Here is a 16,011-nt window from a genome sequence, read left to right on the forward strand (position 1 = left end):
TGAATTGACCTCCTACGTGGACAGATTGGACTCGACCTGTTGCCGTTCATACTGTTCACGGTACCAGCCGTTCATGGCTAACAATTCTTGGTGAGTGCCTTCTTCCGTAATTTTCCCGTGCTCCAGTACGATGATTCGGTCAGCATGTTCAATAGCAGACAGGCGATGAGTCGAGATCAGCGTGGTTTTGCCCGAGCGTTTGTTGCGTATATTTTCAATGATTTTGGCTTCAGTACGTGCATCGACCGCAGATAAGGCATCATCGAGGATCAGAATATCAGGATTAGCAATAAAGGCACGCGCCAGCGATACCCGCTGTTTCTGTCCACCGGACAGAGAGATTCCTTTTTCACCAACGAGTGTATCCAGTCCATCGGACAAAGTCCCCAGATCCCCGTCAAAAGCGGCGGTACGAATGGCTTCCATGATGACTTCATCACTGGCCCCAGGTTGACCAAATTGAATGTTTTGACGAACTGATTTGGAGAACAGAACTTGTTCCTGTGGTACGTACCCAATCCAGCTGTGCAAGTCATCTTTGGCGATATCCTGAATCGGATGACCCGAGATACTTAATGTGCCCGAACCGGCAGGGTATTCATGAAGCAGTTGTTTGAGCAAAGTAGACTTACCGCTACCCGTACGACCCACAACACCCAATGTTTGACCCGGTCGTAGCGAAAAGCTGATGTGACTGAGATTGTCGACAGTGGAACTTGGGTAACGGAATGTAACATCCTGCATCGCAATTTCTTCCGGATTCGTAACGTGAGCAGGTTGCTCCACATCTTGTACGGCAGGTTCTACTGATAAAGTCTCGTTGACCCGATCAAGCGAAGCGCTACCACGTTGCATCAGGTTAATTAATTCACCGATGGCAAACATGGGCCAGATCATCATCCCCAGGTACATGTTAAACGATACGAGATCCCCCAGGGTAATTTCATTATGAAATACAAGATATATGCCGTAGGCAAGTGCAATCACATAACTGAGTCCAACGAAGAGGCGGATGGTGGGTTCAAATAGGGCATCCATTCTGGCAACAGCCAGATTTTTACGATACACATCTTCGGTCACGTCGGCGAACCGTTTCTCGTCCAGACGTTCCTGCACATAAGCACGCACGACACGAATCCCGGCGATGGATTCCAGCACCTGGTCGTTCATATCTCCGAATGCATCCTGTGCCAGGGTGTAACGTTGATGTACAGCTTTACCATAGATCATCATGGCAATGGCGATAAAAGGTAATGGCAGGATTGCCGCCAAGGTCAGTTTCCAACTAACCAGGAAACCCATGGCGAACAATACGGTGGCCAGAAAGGCTGTAGAGTCTGTTAAGGTCAGCATGCCGAAGCCTGCTGTAGTGGCAATGGAACGAAGATCATTGGTGGCCCGAGCCATCAAATCTCCTGTTCTGTTTTTCTCAAAAAAGGGAGGAGTCATCCGTAACAAGTGGTCCATAAAGCGTGAACGAAGCAGCCGCTCCACCAGATTGGCACCACCAAACAGTTTGTGCATCCAAACGTATGTAACCAGATAGATAATGATGACCGTTCCTAGAATAAGCAAAATATAACGCGTAAGTGAGGTGCCGGTAATGGAACCGCGCACAATCTCGTCGATGGCATTACCAAGAAGACGAGGAGGCAGCAGTTCGGCAATGCCCACCAGAATAAGCAAAATGACACCGGTTAGGTATCGTTTGCGTTCCAGCCGGAAGAACCAGGCCAGGTTTTTAAGTACAGAGAACAAGTGTTATCCCTTCCTTTCGATGTCCGAGAAATGCAAATTCCGTTCATGAATGCCGAAATGTACCCACAAAAAAAGACATACCGCACGCAGGCGGTATGTCTTCATATAATCATACGGCAGCATGGCTCAGAGAACAGAGCCGCCACCATATATAAGTTCGATTGTGAGTAAACATCACAGAGATTCTAATGAAAGATCGCCTGTCATGCCGACTTATGAACGGAATAATGATTTCGGGTGTGCTCCGGTATTTAGTTGTGTGCTGAATTGACCTATCATATGTTTGTTAAACACCGTAATCACCCTTTCTTTTTTTGGAAATAAATACAATGTAGACCTCGTATGTTTGCATCTTAACACCGGCTTTTACAATCTGTCAAACATTTTTCACAACTTATTTTGTCTTTATATGGTCACTCGGGTTTGTATTCAAGTCCCTGTCGAGATATGATGGAACATATATATACAGAAGGAGCTGACACCAAATGAGTACCATACATGTATCCGATCAAGCTGCTCGCTGGTACAAGGAAGAGCTGAATTTGAACGAGGGAGACAGCATTCGATTTTTTGCACGTTATAGCTCTGGCGGAGGTCTTCACCCTGGATTTTCGCTAGGTATTGCTGTGGAGAAACCAAGACATCCTGCGGATCAAACCGAAGTGTCGGGGATTCAATTTTTTATGGAAGATCACGATTATTGGTATCTGAAAGGCCACCAACTGCATGTGGATATCGTTGATGAAGGTCAGGATATCGAATACCGTTATACGGAAGTCTAAGCAATAGATGGATTACAGGTCGCCACCGGCTTCTGAGTAGGAGGAGGGGATAAGCAGTGAATCTGCCACCACGAGATTTGGCTCAGTATATCGCAAAACGCTCTCATATTGTTGTAAAAGCGGCTGTGCGGGCTGAGAACGAACAAGGTGAATTACTGCTGATTCAGCATGCTGAACATGGTCACTGGCGGTTGCCAGCAGGTGAGATGCGCCCGGGTGAGGCTATTGAAGATGCTGCACATCGGGAGTTATGGGAAGAGACAGGTTGGACTGCTGATACCATGACACTTGAAGGTCTCTATTCGGGGCCTGACCTTCGGTATTTGCATTCAAGCGGAGATGAAGAGTATTATGTCATTGCCCTGTTCCGGACAGAGATCATTCAGGATGACCTTGTGGAGTCGCGTGTAAATAGTGATGCAGGTCTGAAGTTTTTTGCTTTGGAGTCGTTACCACCTCTTAATCAGTTTAGCCGAATCCTGTTAGCGCGGGATATTGCAGAATAAAATAAGTGTTGACGCAAAAAAATGACCTTGGCATGCACGATACAGTGGATGCCAAGGTCATTTTTTCTTAAAATCCGATTCGAGTGCTCAGAGCATGAATTACACCTGATCCAGTGGTTCATCATCCATTGCAAAATCAAAATCATCAATATCAAATACCTGTACAGGTGATTCAGACTCAATTATGCGTGCAATCAGTTCAACCTGATCGGTGAGAATCGGGATACTCAGGCGCTGAGATGTCAGCAGCAGTTCGGTCTCAATGGGATCGAAATACTCCCCGTACTGTGCCGTATCTATTGCATTGATAATGGCAATGGATACTTGGTCACCAAATAAAATGGAGGGGCTTTTGGCCCATGGAACAAGTAACGCACGCTCTATTTTTTTCTTATTCAGCGGTTCCTCGAAATAAGAAATCATTTCATTGATTTTGGATTTCACATGCTGATCATCTGCCGGGTTATCCATCATGGGATCAGGACTGGTCTGGAATTCATATAGCTCAAGGATGGTGGTATAAGGAACAATATATTCAACAGGCGCGGGCGGCGCTAGCAATTGACCGTAAATGGCCACCATCACGGCTTCTGTAATAAACTGACGTGACATGGTTCCTTAATCCTCCTGCGCCATTAATAGTTGCAAAGTGAATCTATACGTTTATGCAACAGCATAACCATAATAGTACGTGTTCAAATAGGACGGTTTTCAGTACCGAGAAGACATTTCGGCTGAATTCCATATTCGATGCTGATGATGCCTCTAGGCATCCTTCGTAATCAAAAGCGGACTTTTTGAACAACCTCTAATGTGGATTATTCTGCTGTAGACTCGTGTACATAATTTGCATGAATAGAAGTATATCACACAACGGTGGGAAATACAGCCAATCTGCATAGCATGTCAGGTCACAACCTTCACAACTTGAATCAGGATTTGCCCAGCAGCAATGATAAAATTCCCGCCGCAATCAATGGACCCACAGGTACACCCTTGAATAGGGCAACCCCAAGTACCGTTCCGATTAACAGCCCTGCAACGACAGTTGGCTGTGTACCCATCAGCGTAGCGCCACGTCCTCCGAGATATGCCACCAGTAATCCTACGCCAATGGCGAGCAGGGACTTCCAGTGCAGGAAAGACTCACCGATCGTCTGCAGACTCATCTTTCCACTGGCAAGAGGTGCCATCACGCCAATGGTCAGAATGATAATGCCCAGTGTAAGTCCGTATTTTTCAAGCCATGGAAATGCCTGATTCAGGTTCAGGACTCGTAGCAACAACAGAAATACCATCGCTACGGTCACAGGTGTGTTGCTGCTGATAATCCCGAGAGCCGCAAATACGAGCAACAGCAGGGAAGTCATATCCATTGTTTTCATTTCCCTTCAGTCTGTCCACGTTGTTTGCTAACGATATGTTCCGCAATGTAACGTCCATGCCAGCGCCCGGATTCAATAAAGACTTCATTGGCATTACGCCCCGAAGCGATGACTCCGCCCACATATACACCAGGTACGCTGCTTTCCATCGTTTGTGCATCATATAGAGGTTTATCCATATCATCAGACATCTCCACACCTACCGACGTGAGTAGTTGACGATCTGGACGGAAACCGGTCATTGCCAGTACGAAGTCATTATCCAGTTCCCGAGTGGAACCATCCGTGTGTATCAGACGAATCGAATCATCCAGTATTTCATTCACGCGTGATTCCAGGTGGAGTGTGATATGACCTTTTGTCACCATGCTCTCGAATAGCGGACGTACCCATGGTTTAATATGCTGGGACAGACCACTGCCGCGATAAACCATATCAATATGTGCTCCGACCCGAACCAGTTCCATGGCCGCATCCACGGCTGAGTTGCTTCCGCCAATAATGGCGACACGTGTACGGGTATACGGGTGGGCTTCCCGGAAGTAGTGGGTTACCTTATCTTTATCTTCTCCAGGGATGCCCAGATAGTTAGGATGGTCAAAATAACCGGTAGCTACAACTACATTGCGTCCAACATGTACGATGGCCTCCCCGCGGCGATTGAGCGTATGTACCTCAAACGTACCATCATCCTTGCGTTTAATTTCACGGGCTTCCTCATAGTTATGAACACGCAGACCAAAATGTTCGGCTACCCTGCGATAATAGGCAAGTGCTTCATAACGAAACGGTTTATCATTAGGTGTGCTGAACGGAACGTTTCCGATCTCAAGCAGCGGGGCTGTGCTGAAAAACTGCATATGGGTTGGATACAGATAAATAGATTGAACGATATTGTGTTTCTCAACGATCACAGCGGACAGTCCCAGCCGCTCACATTCAATGGCAGCAGACAGACCGCATGGGCCTCCGCCGATAATAATGACATCTTCCATGTTCTTAATCCTCCTTATTTCAAGCAATATAATCCTACCGTAAATAACGAGCCAATGCCAGTTCAAGCGTGGAGTTTAATTAGACAGGCTTACTTGAAACCAAAGGAGTTGACGTGCAGAGAAGAAAAGGCTAATATCAAATTAGATATATATCTAATTGAAAGCGAGATGAACGATGATGCAGCTGGAGAAAATTGTGGCTTATCATAAAGCGTTGGCTGACCCGACCCGGCTTCGCATACTGCTGTTGTTGGCACAGGGTGAACTGCACGGACAGGCACTTGCCGAGCGGCTGAATCTGTCACAGCCAACCGTGACACATCATGCATCCAAGCTGAGAGAGGCGGCGCTGATTAAGGAACGACGGGAGAAAAATACAGTGTATTTCACACTCAATCCTTCGTTTATCCGTGAGAATGCACAGGCTTCGGTTGATTTTATCTTTGATCGAGAGGAGGTTGCGGATATGAGTGATGTGAACGAAACATTGAAAGCGTCGGTCATGAGGAATTTTTTCTCTAAAGATGGACGACTGCGTCAGATTCCGGCTCAATACAAGAAAAAACTGATTGTACTTGGTCATCTGGTCGAGCAGCTTGAATGTGGTCGGAAGTATACGGAAAAAGAAATCAATACATTTATAAAGCAATACCATGAAGACTTTGCCACGATTCGGCGGGAATTTATCATGCATCAGTTCATGTATCGGGAAGAGGATATCTATGAATTGAATCCGAAGGAAATGTGGACACGCTGGGATCAGATCAAATAGAGTAGCTGGTGGTAAAAAAAGTTTGGGCTTGACAACTGTAAAGCTCAGTGTGTAACATAATGGATAATTCTACAAGGGAGGCGATTGTTTATGACAAATTTAAATGCAGTATACGTTAATTTGAATATGAACAGCGTCTCCGGAACGGATCAAAGCATGTAATTTTGCGTTAGCTGGATAGCAGTATCCATTGTAACGTGAAGTATCGCATGCTCAGATGAAGCCACGGTGACGCACCCGTGGCTTTTTTGTTTGCCGATAAAGGGTGTTCCTGAATTGTTTATATCGGAGGGTTAAGTATTCTATCCGGTAGATCTACAAGAAGGGATGATCTTTGATTCGGCTAACTACTTATTGCCACGGGTGTATTTCTACTCGTGGTTTTTTGTTTTGATCTGAACCGGAGATGATTGTTCACTCGGCTTGAACGAAGTAAACAACTTATTTTGGGAGGAATTTTTATTTTAGATAACCATATTGAGAAGTACGGCTGGTCAGCAAAGTGGCAGGAACTGTGGCAAGAGACAGGGATGGAAGAGCAGGAGAAAAAGCCAGCCAGAATTATCGCAGACCATGGACATCTGCAACGTTTGATTACAGAAGAGGGAGAATGCTGGGGAAGAATTTCGGGCCGAATGCGTCATGATAGTCTGGAGACCAGCTTGGCACCAGCGGTTGGAGATTGGGTGGCCATTACAGGTCAGGCAGGTGAAGAAGCAATTATTCACAATCTGGTGCCCCGTCGGAGCAGGGTATCGAGACAGGCGGCAGGTCCAGTGACCAAGGAACAATTAATCGCCGCAAACGTAGATACACTGTTAATCGTGGCAGCACTTAATCATGATTTCAACCTTAGACGACTGGAAAGATACGTGATGATGGCTTGGAATGGTGGCGTAAGGCCAGTAATTGTCTTGAGCAAAAGTGATCTGTGCAACAATGTGGAAGAACAGATCCGAAGTGTGGAAGGAATAGCCCCAGGTGTTGAAGTGCTTGCGATATCTGCAGTGGAGGGTCAAGGTAAATCCTTACTGGAACGATACTTGCAGCCAGGGCTGACTGTTGCGCTCACAGGATCTTCTGGCAGTGGCAAGTCTACGCTGGTGAACTGGATGATGGGTGAGGATGTGCAGCTTACGCAATCCGTCCGCGAGGGAGACAGTCGTGGGAGACATACGACAACACACCGGGAGATGTTTGTACTTCCACAGGGAGCCGTATTGATCGATACTCCAGGAATGCGCGAGCTTAATCTCTGGGATGAGGGCAATGATGGGCTGTCACATGCGTTTGGAGAAATTGAAGAACTTGCCGCCACGTGCCGATTTCTGGATTGCAGTCATACACGGGAAGCTGAATGTGCAGTGAAAGAGGCCATACAGGATGGTTCATTGGATGAAAAAAGACTGAATAATTATCTGAAAATGCAGAAGGAATTGCAATATCAGCAACGAAAGGAAGAAGTGGCATCCAGAAGGCGTACCGCTTCCAGCAAACCGGCCAATAGTCGCAAACCCAAGCACTCCCGTAGTGTGAAAGAGTGGGAGGAAGCCTGAAATCAGGCGGGCATCATCCGGCACCTTGCATAAGATAGGTCAGGAGGGATGTCATTATGCCGGATTACAGGATTATTGTAGATCTGTCTGACCACATGTTATATCTTCTGGATGGCAATCAGGTGATCAAGGGCTATCCCGTGGGCACTGGCAAGATGCTCACACAGACTCCAAACGGGGAGTTCACTATTGTTAACAAACAATCCAATCCAGGTGGGCCATTTGGCGTGTTGTGGATGGGGTTGTCTGCTCCCCATTATGGGATACACGGAACCAATGAGCCTTGGTCTATTGGCAAATCTGTCTCCCACGGTTGTATACGCATGTACAACTCGGATGTACTGGATCTGTCTTCCAAGGTATCTGTAGGCACTAGGGTAACGATCCGGCCGTAGGGCCGGATTTTACTTTATAAGAGGTAGTTCAATGGATCAATTTGGAATTATAGAAAGAAGAACATATAATATGGTAAAAATATGGCAGTTACGAGAGAAAGCGAGTGATAGCTATGCTGATCAGGCCAGCGCGTGAAGGGGATGCGCAGGGGATAGCTTATGTACATACGGAGAGTTGGAAAACAACGTATCGGGGAATTGTGCCTGACGATTTTTTGGATCATTTGACTATAGAGTCAAGATTGTCTCAGTGGGAGAAGACTATTCGTTCTGGCGAAAAGGATCAGATCCTGGTAGTAGCTGAACAGCCTGATGGGAACATTGTCGGATTTGCTTGTGGGGGTAAGGAGCGTGAAGGCAAATCACCTTATGATGGAGAGTTGTATGCTATATATTTGCTGAAGGAAGTGCAACAAACGGGGATAGGTCAGCAACTGGCGACACATGTCGTTCATCATCTGCAGACCCACAATATGAAACGTTTGATCATATGGGCTTTGGAGCGTAATTCAGCTTGCCACTTCTATGAAAAGATGGGAGGCACTCCAGTCCAGAAACAGTCCCTCCGCATTGGTGGTCAAGATCTGATCGAAGTTGGCTACGGATGGGAAGACTTGAGCCTCTTTGGAGAGAAGAGCCTGCCCGACTGTTGAAAGACGTCCAGATGGTGAGAGAATAGTGTGGGTTGTATTGTTTCCCTTAAGTTTAAAGAATGGAAGAGCTAATTCAGGTCTTAACGTTTGCGTAATTCTGAACAAGGTTAATGATGTATTACACCGTTGTGCAGGTGTGACATTTAATCTTGATCAGGAGGCGTATTCACATGACTTTAATGGACACTGAACATACAACATGGACGAAACAATATATTAATGGCAGCTGGGTAGATGGCTCCGGTGAGAAAACAATGGAGAATATCAATCCTTATACGGGAGAAGTTATTGCCACATGGCGTTCTTCCAATAAGAAAGACATAGATAAGGCTTATGAGTCAGCTCAGAAAAATTCAATTGAATGGGCGAAGTCATTACCTGCTGCGAAAGAAGAGGTATTGCGTAAAGTTTCATCCCTGATGGCGGAGCGAAAAGAGGAGATCATTCAACTGTTGATCACGGAATCCGGGAGTACCCGAATCAAATCGGAGGCGGAGTTTGCAGCGGCTAAACGCATTGTGGACGAAGCATCATCTTTTCCTTATCGCATGAAGGGTGAGATCATCCCGTCCAATACCCCTGGCAAAGAGAACCGTGTGGTTCGTGAGCCGAAGGGAGTGATTGGTGTTATCGGGCCATGGAATTTCCCTTTGCATCTATGCCTTCGATCTGTAGCCCCAGCGATTGCTCTTGGTAATGGTGTCGTGATTAAACCAGCATCAGACACTCCGATTACGGCAGGTTGGCTCATTGCCGATTTGTTTGAACAGGCTGGTCTGCCTAAGGGCGTGCTGAATGTCGTTGCGGGAAGTGGCAACGAGATCGGGGATTACTTTGTCGCTCATCCGGTTCCCAAAGTAATTTCATTCACGGGTTCCACAGAAGTTGGACAAGGGATCGGTAAACTGGCGGGTGAACATTTAAAAGAAACTGCACTGGAACTAGGTGGCAACAACGCCATGGTTGTGCTGGAAGATGCGGACATTGAACGTGCTGCCGAAGCGGCGGTCTTTGGCAAGTTTCTGCATCAGGGACAGATCTGCATGGCGCTGAATCGTATCATTGTGCATGCCGATATTTACGACCAATTCGTCGAATCATTTGTTGCCAAAACGAAGAATATCCAGGCAGGCGATCCGGCGGATGCCAAAACACTTGTGGGTCCTCTCATTCGGGAAAAAGAGGTAGAACGATTGCTGGAGCTTGTGAACAAAACCAAGGCCGAAGGTGCACGATTATTGCTCGGGGGGACCAGTAAAGGCAGTGTGCTGTCTCCTACTATACTTGCCGATGTTAAACCTGAACAAGATATCGTGCAGCAGGAATTATTCGGCCCCGTGGCAGTGATCATGAAGGCTCGAGATGAGCAGGAAGCTGTACGTTTGGCGAATGATACTCCTTATGGACTTAGTGGTTCCGTATTCACCAGCGATCTGAATCGAGGATATCGGGTTGCCCAGCGCATTGAATCGGGTATGGTGCATGTAAATGATCAGTCTGTGAACGATGAAGCGCATGTGATGTTTGGCGGTGAAAAAGCTTCAGGGATTGGACGTTTCGGTGGGGATTGGGCCATTGAGAAGTTTACACGTACGCGTTGGATCAGCATTCAGCACCAATATCGGGAATATCCGGGAGTGAAATAAGTCGAAAAAGAGTAAATTAGCAGGGGCAACTATGAATGATTAGAGTGGGTTACAAAAAGATCGACAAATCATGCGAAAGTCCGTCTCCAGCTTGGTGGGACGGGCTTTTTGCACAATATTACACCTCGGCAAAGTACGGCTTAAGATAAGAGTGGAAAAGCTGTTTGGGGCTGACGCTATCTGGTTATTTATGGATACACGGAAGAATCGATCCGTAAATCCAATGGCAAAGGGGCTTAAATTCATGTCCATTGACCGCTTTATTCTGAGGAAACTGAATACCTGTCAGGAAGAACATACACGTGCCAATTTGGTTCGGCTGTTTGTCATTCGTATTCGTAAAGCCGAGATTGCGGAAGAACATGATGCCGCCTATGTCCTGAGCAAACTGAACTGAGTGATGGCTGATAATAATTGCGATCCGCTGTTAACGTGTATACAACTCAAAAAAGGAAGCTTGTCTATAACGACAGCTTCCTTTTTCATGTCTTGTAATGACTGTGTCTTACTTGACTCCTTTTAATATAACGATAAAGCAAGGGAGTCGTTTTCACTTCGACTGTGGAGAATGGCTTCTCCATTAACAATCTCAATACTAATTAAAGAATGCAGACATTTTTGAATGGCGCGTTTACCGTTGCTAATTTTATGCTCAAGAGCACTGCTAAGCAATCTTAATGTCTTCTGCATAGGTTGTTTGTTTTCTTGATTAAAATATACAGGGATTGATTTGTTTTGAAAGGTTATTAGGGTTCTCACTTGAAATCACCTCACGGTTGTTATTTCATACAGCTAATATTAAATTCCAATGCTTAAAATTACCTTAAAATCAGCTTATGAAAACATAAAGGTGGGTAATGTTTGAAAAGTGTTCACAATTCAATTGTGAGCGAAGGAATAAAAGTCCTGAAAAACGTAACTTAATTACCATTTAAATGGAACGAAAAACGATAATTTTCGTATCCTCGCAATATTAAATTGCATAACTGCCACAAAAGTTCTGAGTCGAATGTACGATATTTTAATATATACGTGGGTCATATGTAACAAAATTACAAGTGGTACATTGCAAACAGGGTGTTTATGTAAGAAAATAGGGTTGATATAACGATTCATTCTCTTTTTTTTGATTTAATCTGACATTAGGACAATTTACATATGAGACCATGGGAGGGATTCGGATGATTCTAACCGTGTATTCCGGCCGCGAGGAAGGAGAATGGTTCGACATCGATGTTCCGGACGAATGTACCATTGAACATTTGAAGACATTACTCGGCGTTCGCATTTTTGGACAGGCACCGGGAGACGGCATTCAGTACATCCTTGAAGCCAAGTTTCCGGAAGGTCTGTGGTTCTCTCCGCAGAACGCACAGCAGTTAATGGAAACAGGGTTGCGACAAGGCAGTTGCGTACGTGTCCAGCGGGCTTTTTCAACAACTTCGGAAGAAGCGCCTGTATATGGAAGACGTTCATTGTTTCAGCAGGACAGCAACGAATAGGGCTTTTGAACGTATACATTCATTATTGAACGAACTAAAGGAGGTCTTCTCTTCGTGAATGTGTTATATCAGCGTTCTCCAAGAATGACACCGGTTCTCAAGGAAGAGAGACTCGAAATACTCAGGCCTCCAACAGAACCGAGCAAACCCACGTTTTCCATGATATCCATTATTGTGCCGATCATGATGACTATGGTCAGCATTGGTTTCTACGTATATATCAATATGACCGGCAAAATGAATAACAGCAATTATATGATGTTTCAGATGATGACGGTCATGATGATGCTTACTTCTTACACCATTCCATTCTTCGTGTATCTGAGCAACAAGAAATCATATCGCAAAAAATTGGAAGAACGAAAAATAATGTATCTTGCCCAACTGGACAAACACCGGGAAGAACTGAAAGAAGCTCAGGCGGAGCAAGTGAAGAGTCTATACGAAATTCATGGTGATCCGGGTGTGTGTCTTCAAGTGGTGAAGAACCGGAACAGTTCCTTGTGGGAGCGTTCACCAGAGGATGATGATTTCCTTCAGGTGCGCATTGGTACGGGAGAGATTCCATTCCGAATCAAACTTCAGGTTCCGCGGATTGATGGTTACGAGAAGGATGAGCTGATTGAAGCGGCCCATGAACTTGCGGCTGGATTCCAGACGGTACCGGATGCTTCCATTACATTGCCTTTGTTCCAATCGAAGGTTATGGGACTTGTCGGTGATCGGGAGGAAGTACTAGCTTCCCTGCGAGTCATCATCTCACAACTGACGGTACGCCATTCCCCGGATGAACTGAAGCTTGCTGCTTTCTATGAAGAAAAGGACAGCAAGGAATGGGACTGGCTTCGCTGGATGCCCCATATCTGGGATGAAGACCAAGGACAACGCTATATGGCCGACAGGCACAGCGGTGCGCATCAATTGGCGGACAGCTTGTTTTCCGTGTTGAACCGGCGTCGTAACAATAAGGAAGACCGCTACAAGAAAAGCGTACAAACGCCGTGTTACGTTGTAATTCTCTCCGATACGCAATTAATTGAAGAAGAACCGTTGCTTCCGCTGCTGCTGGAGTCGGCTCACGAGATTGATGTATGCACCATCATACTGGCTAATCGCAAAGAGTCTCTGCCGATGCATTGTCAGTTGATTATGGATGCCTCCAAGGGCAAAGGGGTGTATATCAAAAAAACGGAAGATGCAGATGTTATTCAACAAACGTACAAGCCTGATGTGATCTCAAAGGAGATGGCAGAGGCACTTTCCCGTTATATGTCACCGATCCGGTTAAAGCGGTCATCTGCTTCAGATATCCCACAAGTGCTTCCATTATTCGATATGCTGAGCACATCACGCGTGGAAGATTTGGATGTGGTGTCCAGATGGGGACAGACGAGATATCCTGATACGCTGCCTGTACCAATGGGTGTACGCGCTGGCGGCAAAAAAATTGCGATAAACCTGCATGACAAAATTGAACGTCAGGGTCATGGTCCCCATGGTCTGATTGCAGGTACAACCGGTTCAGGTAAAAGTGAAGTCATCCAGTCCATCGTAGCTTCACTCGCTGCTGAATTCCATCCACATGATCTGGCTTTCATGCTGATTGACTATAAAGGTGGCGGGATGTCCAATACATTTGTTGATCTGCCTCATGTGGTGGGGACGATCACCAATCTGGATGGAAATCTGATCGAGCGGGCAAATATCTCACTTCGGGCCGAACTGGTCAGAAGGCAAAAAATATTAAATGATGCGGGAAACCTCCAGCATATTGATGAATATTACAAGATTCTGCGCTCCAGACATGAACAGCCACTTCCACATCTGGTTATTATCATTGACGAGTTTGCTCAATTGAAGCGGGACCAGCCGGAGTTCATGGATGAATTGATCAGTATCGCGGCCATTGGCCGGACACTTGGGGTTCATCTAATTCTGGCAACCCAAAAGCCAGCTGGTGTTGTAGACGATAAAATATGGAGTAATTCGCGCTTCCGGATCTGCCTTCGCGTACAAAGTGAGGGAGATAGCAGGGACATGATCAAGATTCCAAATGCTGCATGGATTACAAAGCCTGGTCGTGGATATTTCCAGGTTGGTAGTGATGAAGTGTTTGAAGAAATGCAATTTGCCTGGAGTGGTGCACCTTATAACCAGCAGGAGGATTCAACAACGGTATTGCCTGTTATGGAAGTGCGCCTGAACGGTAAGCGGGAGCCTCTGTTAACCGGAGAGCGCAGAGCCGTTCTCAAAGGTGAAGATGTTCCGAAACAGCTTCAGGTATTTATTGATTATGTTGCGAAGTCTGCAGCGGATGCGGGTATCCGTCGTTTGCCAGGACCATGGTTGCCACCTTTACCAGAGACATTGGAATGGGAAGGTCTTCAGGAATGGCAGGAAGAAGAGAATCGGGATCTGCTGCTTGATGGCGGGGCGAGTGGTCTGAAACCACTGGTAGGTTTGCTGGATGATCTCCCGAATCAGCGCCAACAACCGCTTGCATTGCCTGTAGATCAAGGCCATCTGGTCGTGTACGGTATGCCAGGACTGGGCAAAACAACATTTGTTCAGACCTTGCTTATGTCTCTGGCCCGTTCCCACAGAACTGAGCCTTGGCATGGTTACATTATCGACATGGGCCGCATGATGAAGGACTTTGCAGCACTACCTCAGATCGGTGGCGTGATGATGGCTGAAGAGGAAGACCGGATCAAGCGGTTATTCCGCTATATTCTCAAGCTGTCAGCACAACGCAAAGATATCATCTCGGAGGCGGGTGTTAAAACGATTTCGGCGTACCGCCGGACAGCTCACGCGGCTGTACCGCAGGTTGTGGTCGTTATTGATGGTTATCTTTCATTCCGCAATGCCTATCCGGAAGAAAATGAACTTCTGGAGACGATCCTGCGTGAAGGCGGAAGTTTGGGTATCACCTTTGTGCTCACTGCCAATCGGGTAACCGATGTATTTGAAAAATTCAGAAGCAATATTCCCAATGCGGTTTCATTTGAGTTATCCGATCCAAGCGATTATTATTATGCCGTGGGAAGACCTTCCAAGGCACCAAGTCAACTTCCGCCAGGAAGAGGTCTGGTCAAAGGCCAAGTGCCTCCATTAATGTTCCAGGCGGCATTGCCTTCTTCCGGGGCAGATGAGGGCAAGCGTTCATCGGCACTGCGCCGTACGATTGCTGAGATTCGCCAAGGCTGGACAGGGGAAGAAGCGCCGCAGATTGCTCCACTTCCGGAAGAGATCAAACTCAAGGATCTGCTCATTCGGACAGGATCATATGGTCAGGCTTGGGATACATCGTCTGTAACTGTCCCTGTGGGACTGCTTACGGATGATCTGGAACCATTCCAGCTTAATCTGCGTGAAGGTCCGCATTTCATGGTAACGAGTCCGATGGAAGGCGGTAAAACAACATTTTTGTTGACATGGATGTTATCACTGGCTTATCATGCTTCTCCGGAAGCTGTACAAATATACACAGTAGATATGCGTTATGGCTCAGGTGGGCTGGGGGAAATCAGCAGTTTGCCCCATGTCCGTGGACATGTATCGCGAGAAGAACAGCTTGCACCTGTGATTCAACAGTTGTACGATGAAGTTCTGAAAAGAGGCGAGATTTCTGGTGGACCGGAACTTGTGCTCGTCATCGACGATGCGGACACCTTGTCCAAGCAACTAAACGATTTTAATGTAAAAGATCAATTGGGAGCGATTGTTCGTCAAGGAAGGGATCGCGGTGTACACGTGATTCTATCCGGGGTTCCGGCAGACTTCCCAACCTTTGGTTCTGACTGGGTAACGGATGTGAAGGCTTCCCAGAGCGGAATGCTGTTCGGGACTTTAGACCCTAACGATCTCTCGTTCTTCCGTATACCTTATTCCGAATCTGGAGGTAGTTCAGGTGGGCTGAAGGTACTGCCTCCGGGTCAAGGTTATTATGTAAAACGTAAATATTCCAGGGTTAAAGGTGCAGTTCCATGTGATGACAGCTGGAAAATGACCGATTGGATTTCTGAAATTCGTGACCGATGGCATGTTGTAGTTTGAGG

Annotated in this window: 15 protein-coding genes; 10 read left to right on the forward strand and 5 right to left on the reverse strand. The window is 46.4% G+C overall.

What is annotated here, in order from left to right; all coding sequences use genetic code 11:
* Positions 1-12: 12 nt before the first annotated feature.
* Complete coding sequence (locus BS614_RS15500; RefSeq protein ID WP_074094607.1) at positions 13-1,758, reverse strand: ABC transporter ATP-binding protein; 1,746 nt, start codon at positions 1,756-1,758, stop codon at positions 13-15.
* A 485-nt stretch (positions 1,759-2,243) separates the two neighbouring features.
* Here BS614_RS15500 and BS614_RS15505 point away from each other — a divergent pair, with 485 nt between their 5' ends.
* Complete coding sequence (locus BS614_RS15505; RefSeq protein WP_036609218.1) at positions 2,244-2,540, forward strand: HesB/YadR/YfhF family protein; 297 nt, start codon at positions 2,244-2,246, stop codon at positions 2,538-2,540.
* A 56-nt stretch (positions 2,541-2,596) separates the two neighbouring features.
* Entirely contained in the window at positions 2,597-3,046 is a 450-nt protein-coding gene (locus tag BS614_RS15510) for an NUDIX domain-containing protein (protein ID WP_074094608.1), read from the forward strand.
* 99 nt (positions 3,047-3,145) lie between these two features.
* Here the strand turns inward: BS614_RS15510 and BS614_RS15515 are convergent, their stop codons facing one another.
* The 3 genes from BS614_RS15515 to BS614_RS15525 form a co-directional block, all read right to left on the reverse strand.
* The gene (locus tag BS614_RS15515) at positions 3,146-3,658 is read right to left on the reverse strand and encodes a hypothetical protein (protein ID WP_036609214.1); all 513 of its coding nucleotides are present in this window, start codon (positions 3,656-3,658) and stop codon (positions 3,146-3,148) included.
* A gap of 320 nt (positions 3,659-3,978) precedes the next feature.
* Positions 3,979-4,422 (reverse strand): DUF441 domain-containing protein, encoded by a 444-nt coding sequence (locus tag BS614_RS15520; RefSeq protein ID WP_036609212.1) that lies wholly within the window; start codon positions 4,420-4,422, stop codon positions 3,979-3,981.
* Positions 4,423-4,427: 5 nt separating this feature from the next.
* Complete coding sequence (locus tag BS614_RS15525; protein WP_074094609.1) at positions 4,428-5,426, reverse strand: YpdA family putative bacillithiol disulfide reductase; 999 nt, start codon at positions 5,424-5,426, stop codon at positions 4,428-4,430.
* Between the two features lie 178 nt (positions 5,427-5,604).
* Here BS614_RS15525 and BS614_RS15530 point away from each other — a divergent pair, with 178 nt between their 5' ends.
* From BS614_RS15530 to BS614_RS31820, 6 genes are all read left to right on the forward strand, one after another.
* A complete protein-coding gene (locus BS614_RS15530) occupies positions 5,605-6,198 on the forward strand; it encodes a DUF2087 domain-containing protein (RefSeq protein WP_074096853.1) in 594 nt (197 codons plus the stop codon).
* A gap of 410 nt (positions 6,199-6,608) precedes the next feature.
* Complete coding sequence (gene rsgA, locus BS614_RS15535) at positions 6,609-7,754, forward strand: ribosome small subunit-dependent GTPase A (protein ID WP_244898321.1); 1,146 nt, start codon at positions 6,609-6,611, stop codon at positions 7,752-7,754.
* Between the two features lie 56 nt (positions 7,755-7,810).
* The gene (locus BS614_RS15540) at positions 7,811-8,149 is read left to right on the forward strand and encodes a L,D-transpeptidase (RefSeq protein ID WP_017689079.1); all 339 of its coding nucleotides are present in this window, start codon (positions 7,811-7,813) and stop codon (positions 8,147-8,149) included.
* 113 nt (positions 8,150-8,262) lie between these two features.
* Entirely contained in the window at positions 8,263-8,802 is a 540-nt protein-coding gene (locus BS614_RS15545; protein ID WP_074094610.1) for a GNAT family N-acetyltransferase, read from the forward strand.
* Between the two features lie 170 nt (positions 8,803-8,972).
* Positions 8,973-10,448 carry an aldehyde dehydrogenase family protein gene (locus BS614_RS15550; protein ID WP_074094611.1) on the forward strand — a complete coding sequence of 492 codons (1,476 nt, stop codon included), beginning with the start codon at positions 8,973-8,975 and terminating at the stop codon, positions 10,446-10,448.
* 244 nt (positions 10,449-10,692) lie between these two features.
* Entirely contained in the window at positions 10,693-10,845 is a 153-nt protein-coding gene (locus BS614_RS31820) for a hypothetical protein (protein WP_167350850.1), read from the forward strand.
* 122 nt (positions 10,846-10,967) lie between these two features.
* Here the strand turns inward: BS614_RS31820 and BS614_RS32140 are convergent, their stop codons facing one another.
* Entirely contained in the window at positions 10,968-11,207 is a 240-nt protein-coding gene (locus tag BS614_RS32140; RefSeq protein ID WP_074094612.1) for a hypothetical protein, read from the reverse strand.
* A 422-nt stretch (positions 11,208-11,629) separates the two neighbouring features.
* Here BS614_RS32140 and BS614_RS15560 point away from each other — a divergent pair, with 422 nt between their 5' ends.
* Both BS614_RS15560 and essC read left to right on the forward strand, forming a co-directional pair.
* Positions 11,630-11,950 (forward strand): hypothetical protein, encoded by a 321-nt coding sequence (locus BS614_RS15560; protein WP_074094613.1) that lies wholly within the window; start codon positions 11,630-11,632, stop codon positions 11,948-11,950.
* Between the two features lie 54 nt (positions 11,951-12,004).
* A complete protein-coding gene (essC, locus tag BS614_RS15565; protein WP_074094614.1) occupies positions 12,005-16,009 on the forward strand; it encodes a type VII secretion protein EssC in 4,005 nt (1,334 codons plus the stop codon).
* The last annotated feature ends 2 nt before the right edge of the window (positions 16,010-16,011 follow it).

Source organism: Paenibacillus xylanexedens, from assembly GCF_001908275.1.
GTDB classification, from domain to species: domain Bacteria; phylum Bacillota; class Bacilli; order Paenibacillales; family Paenibacillaceae; genus Paenibacillus; species Paenibacillus xylanexedens_A.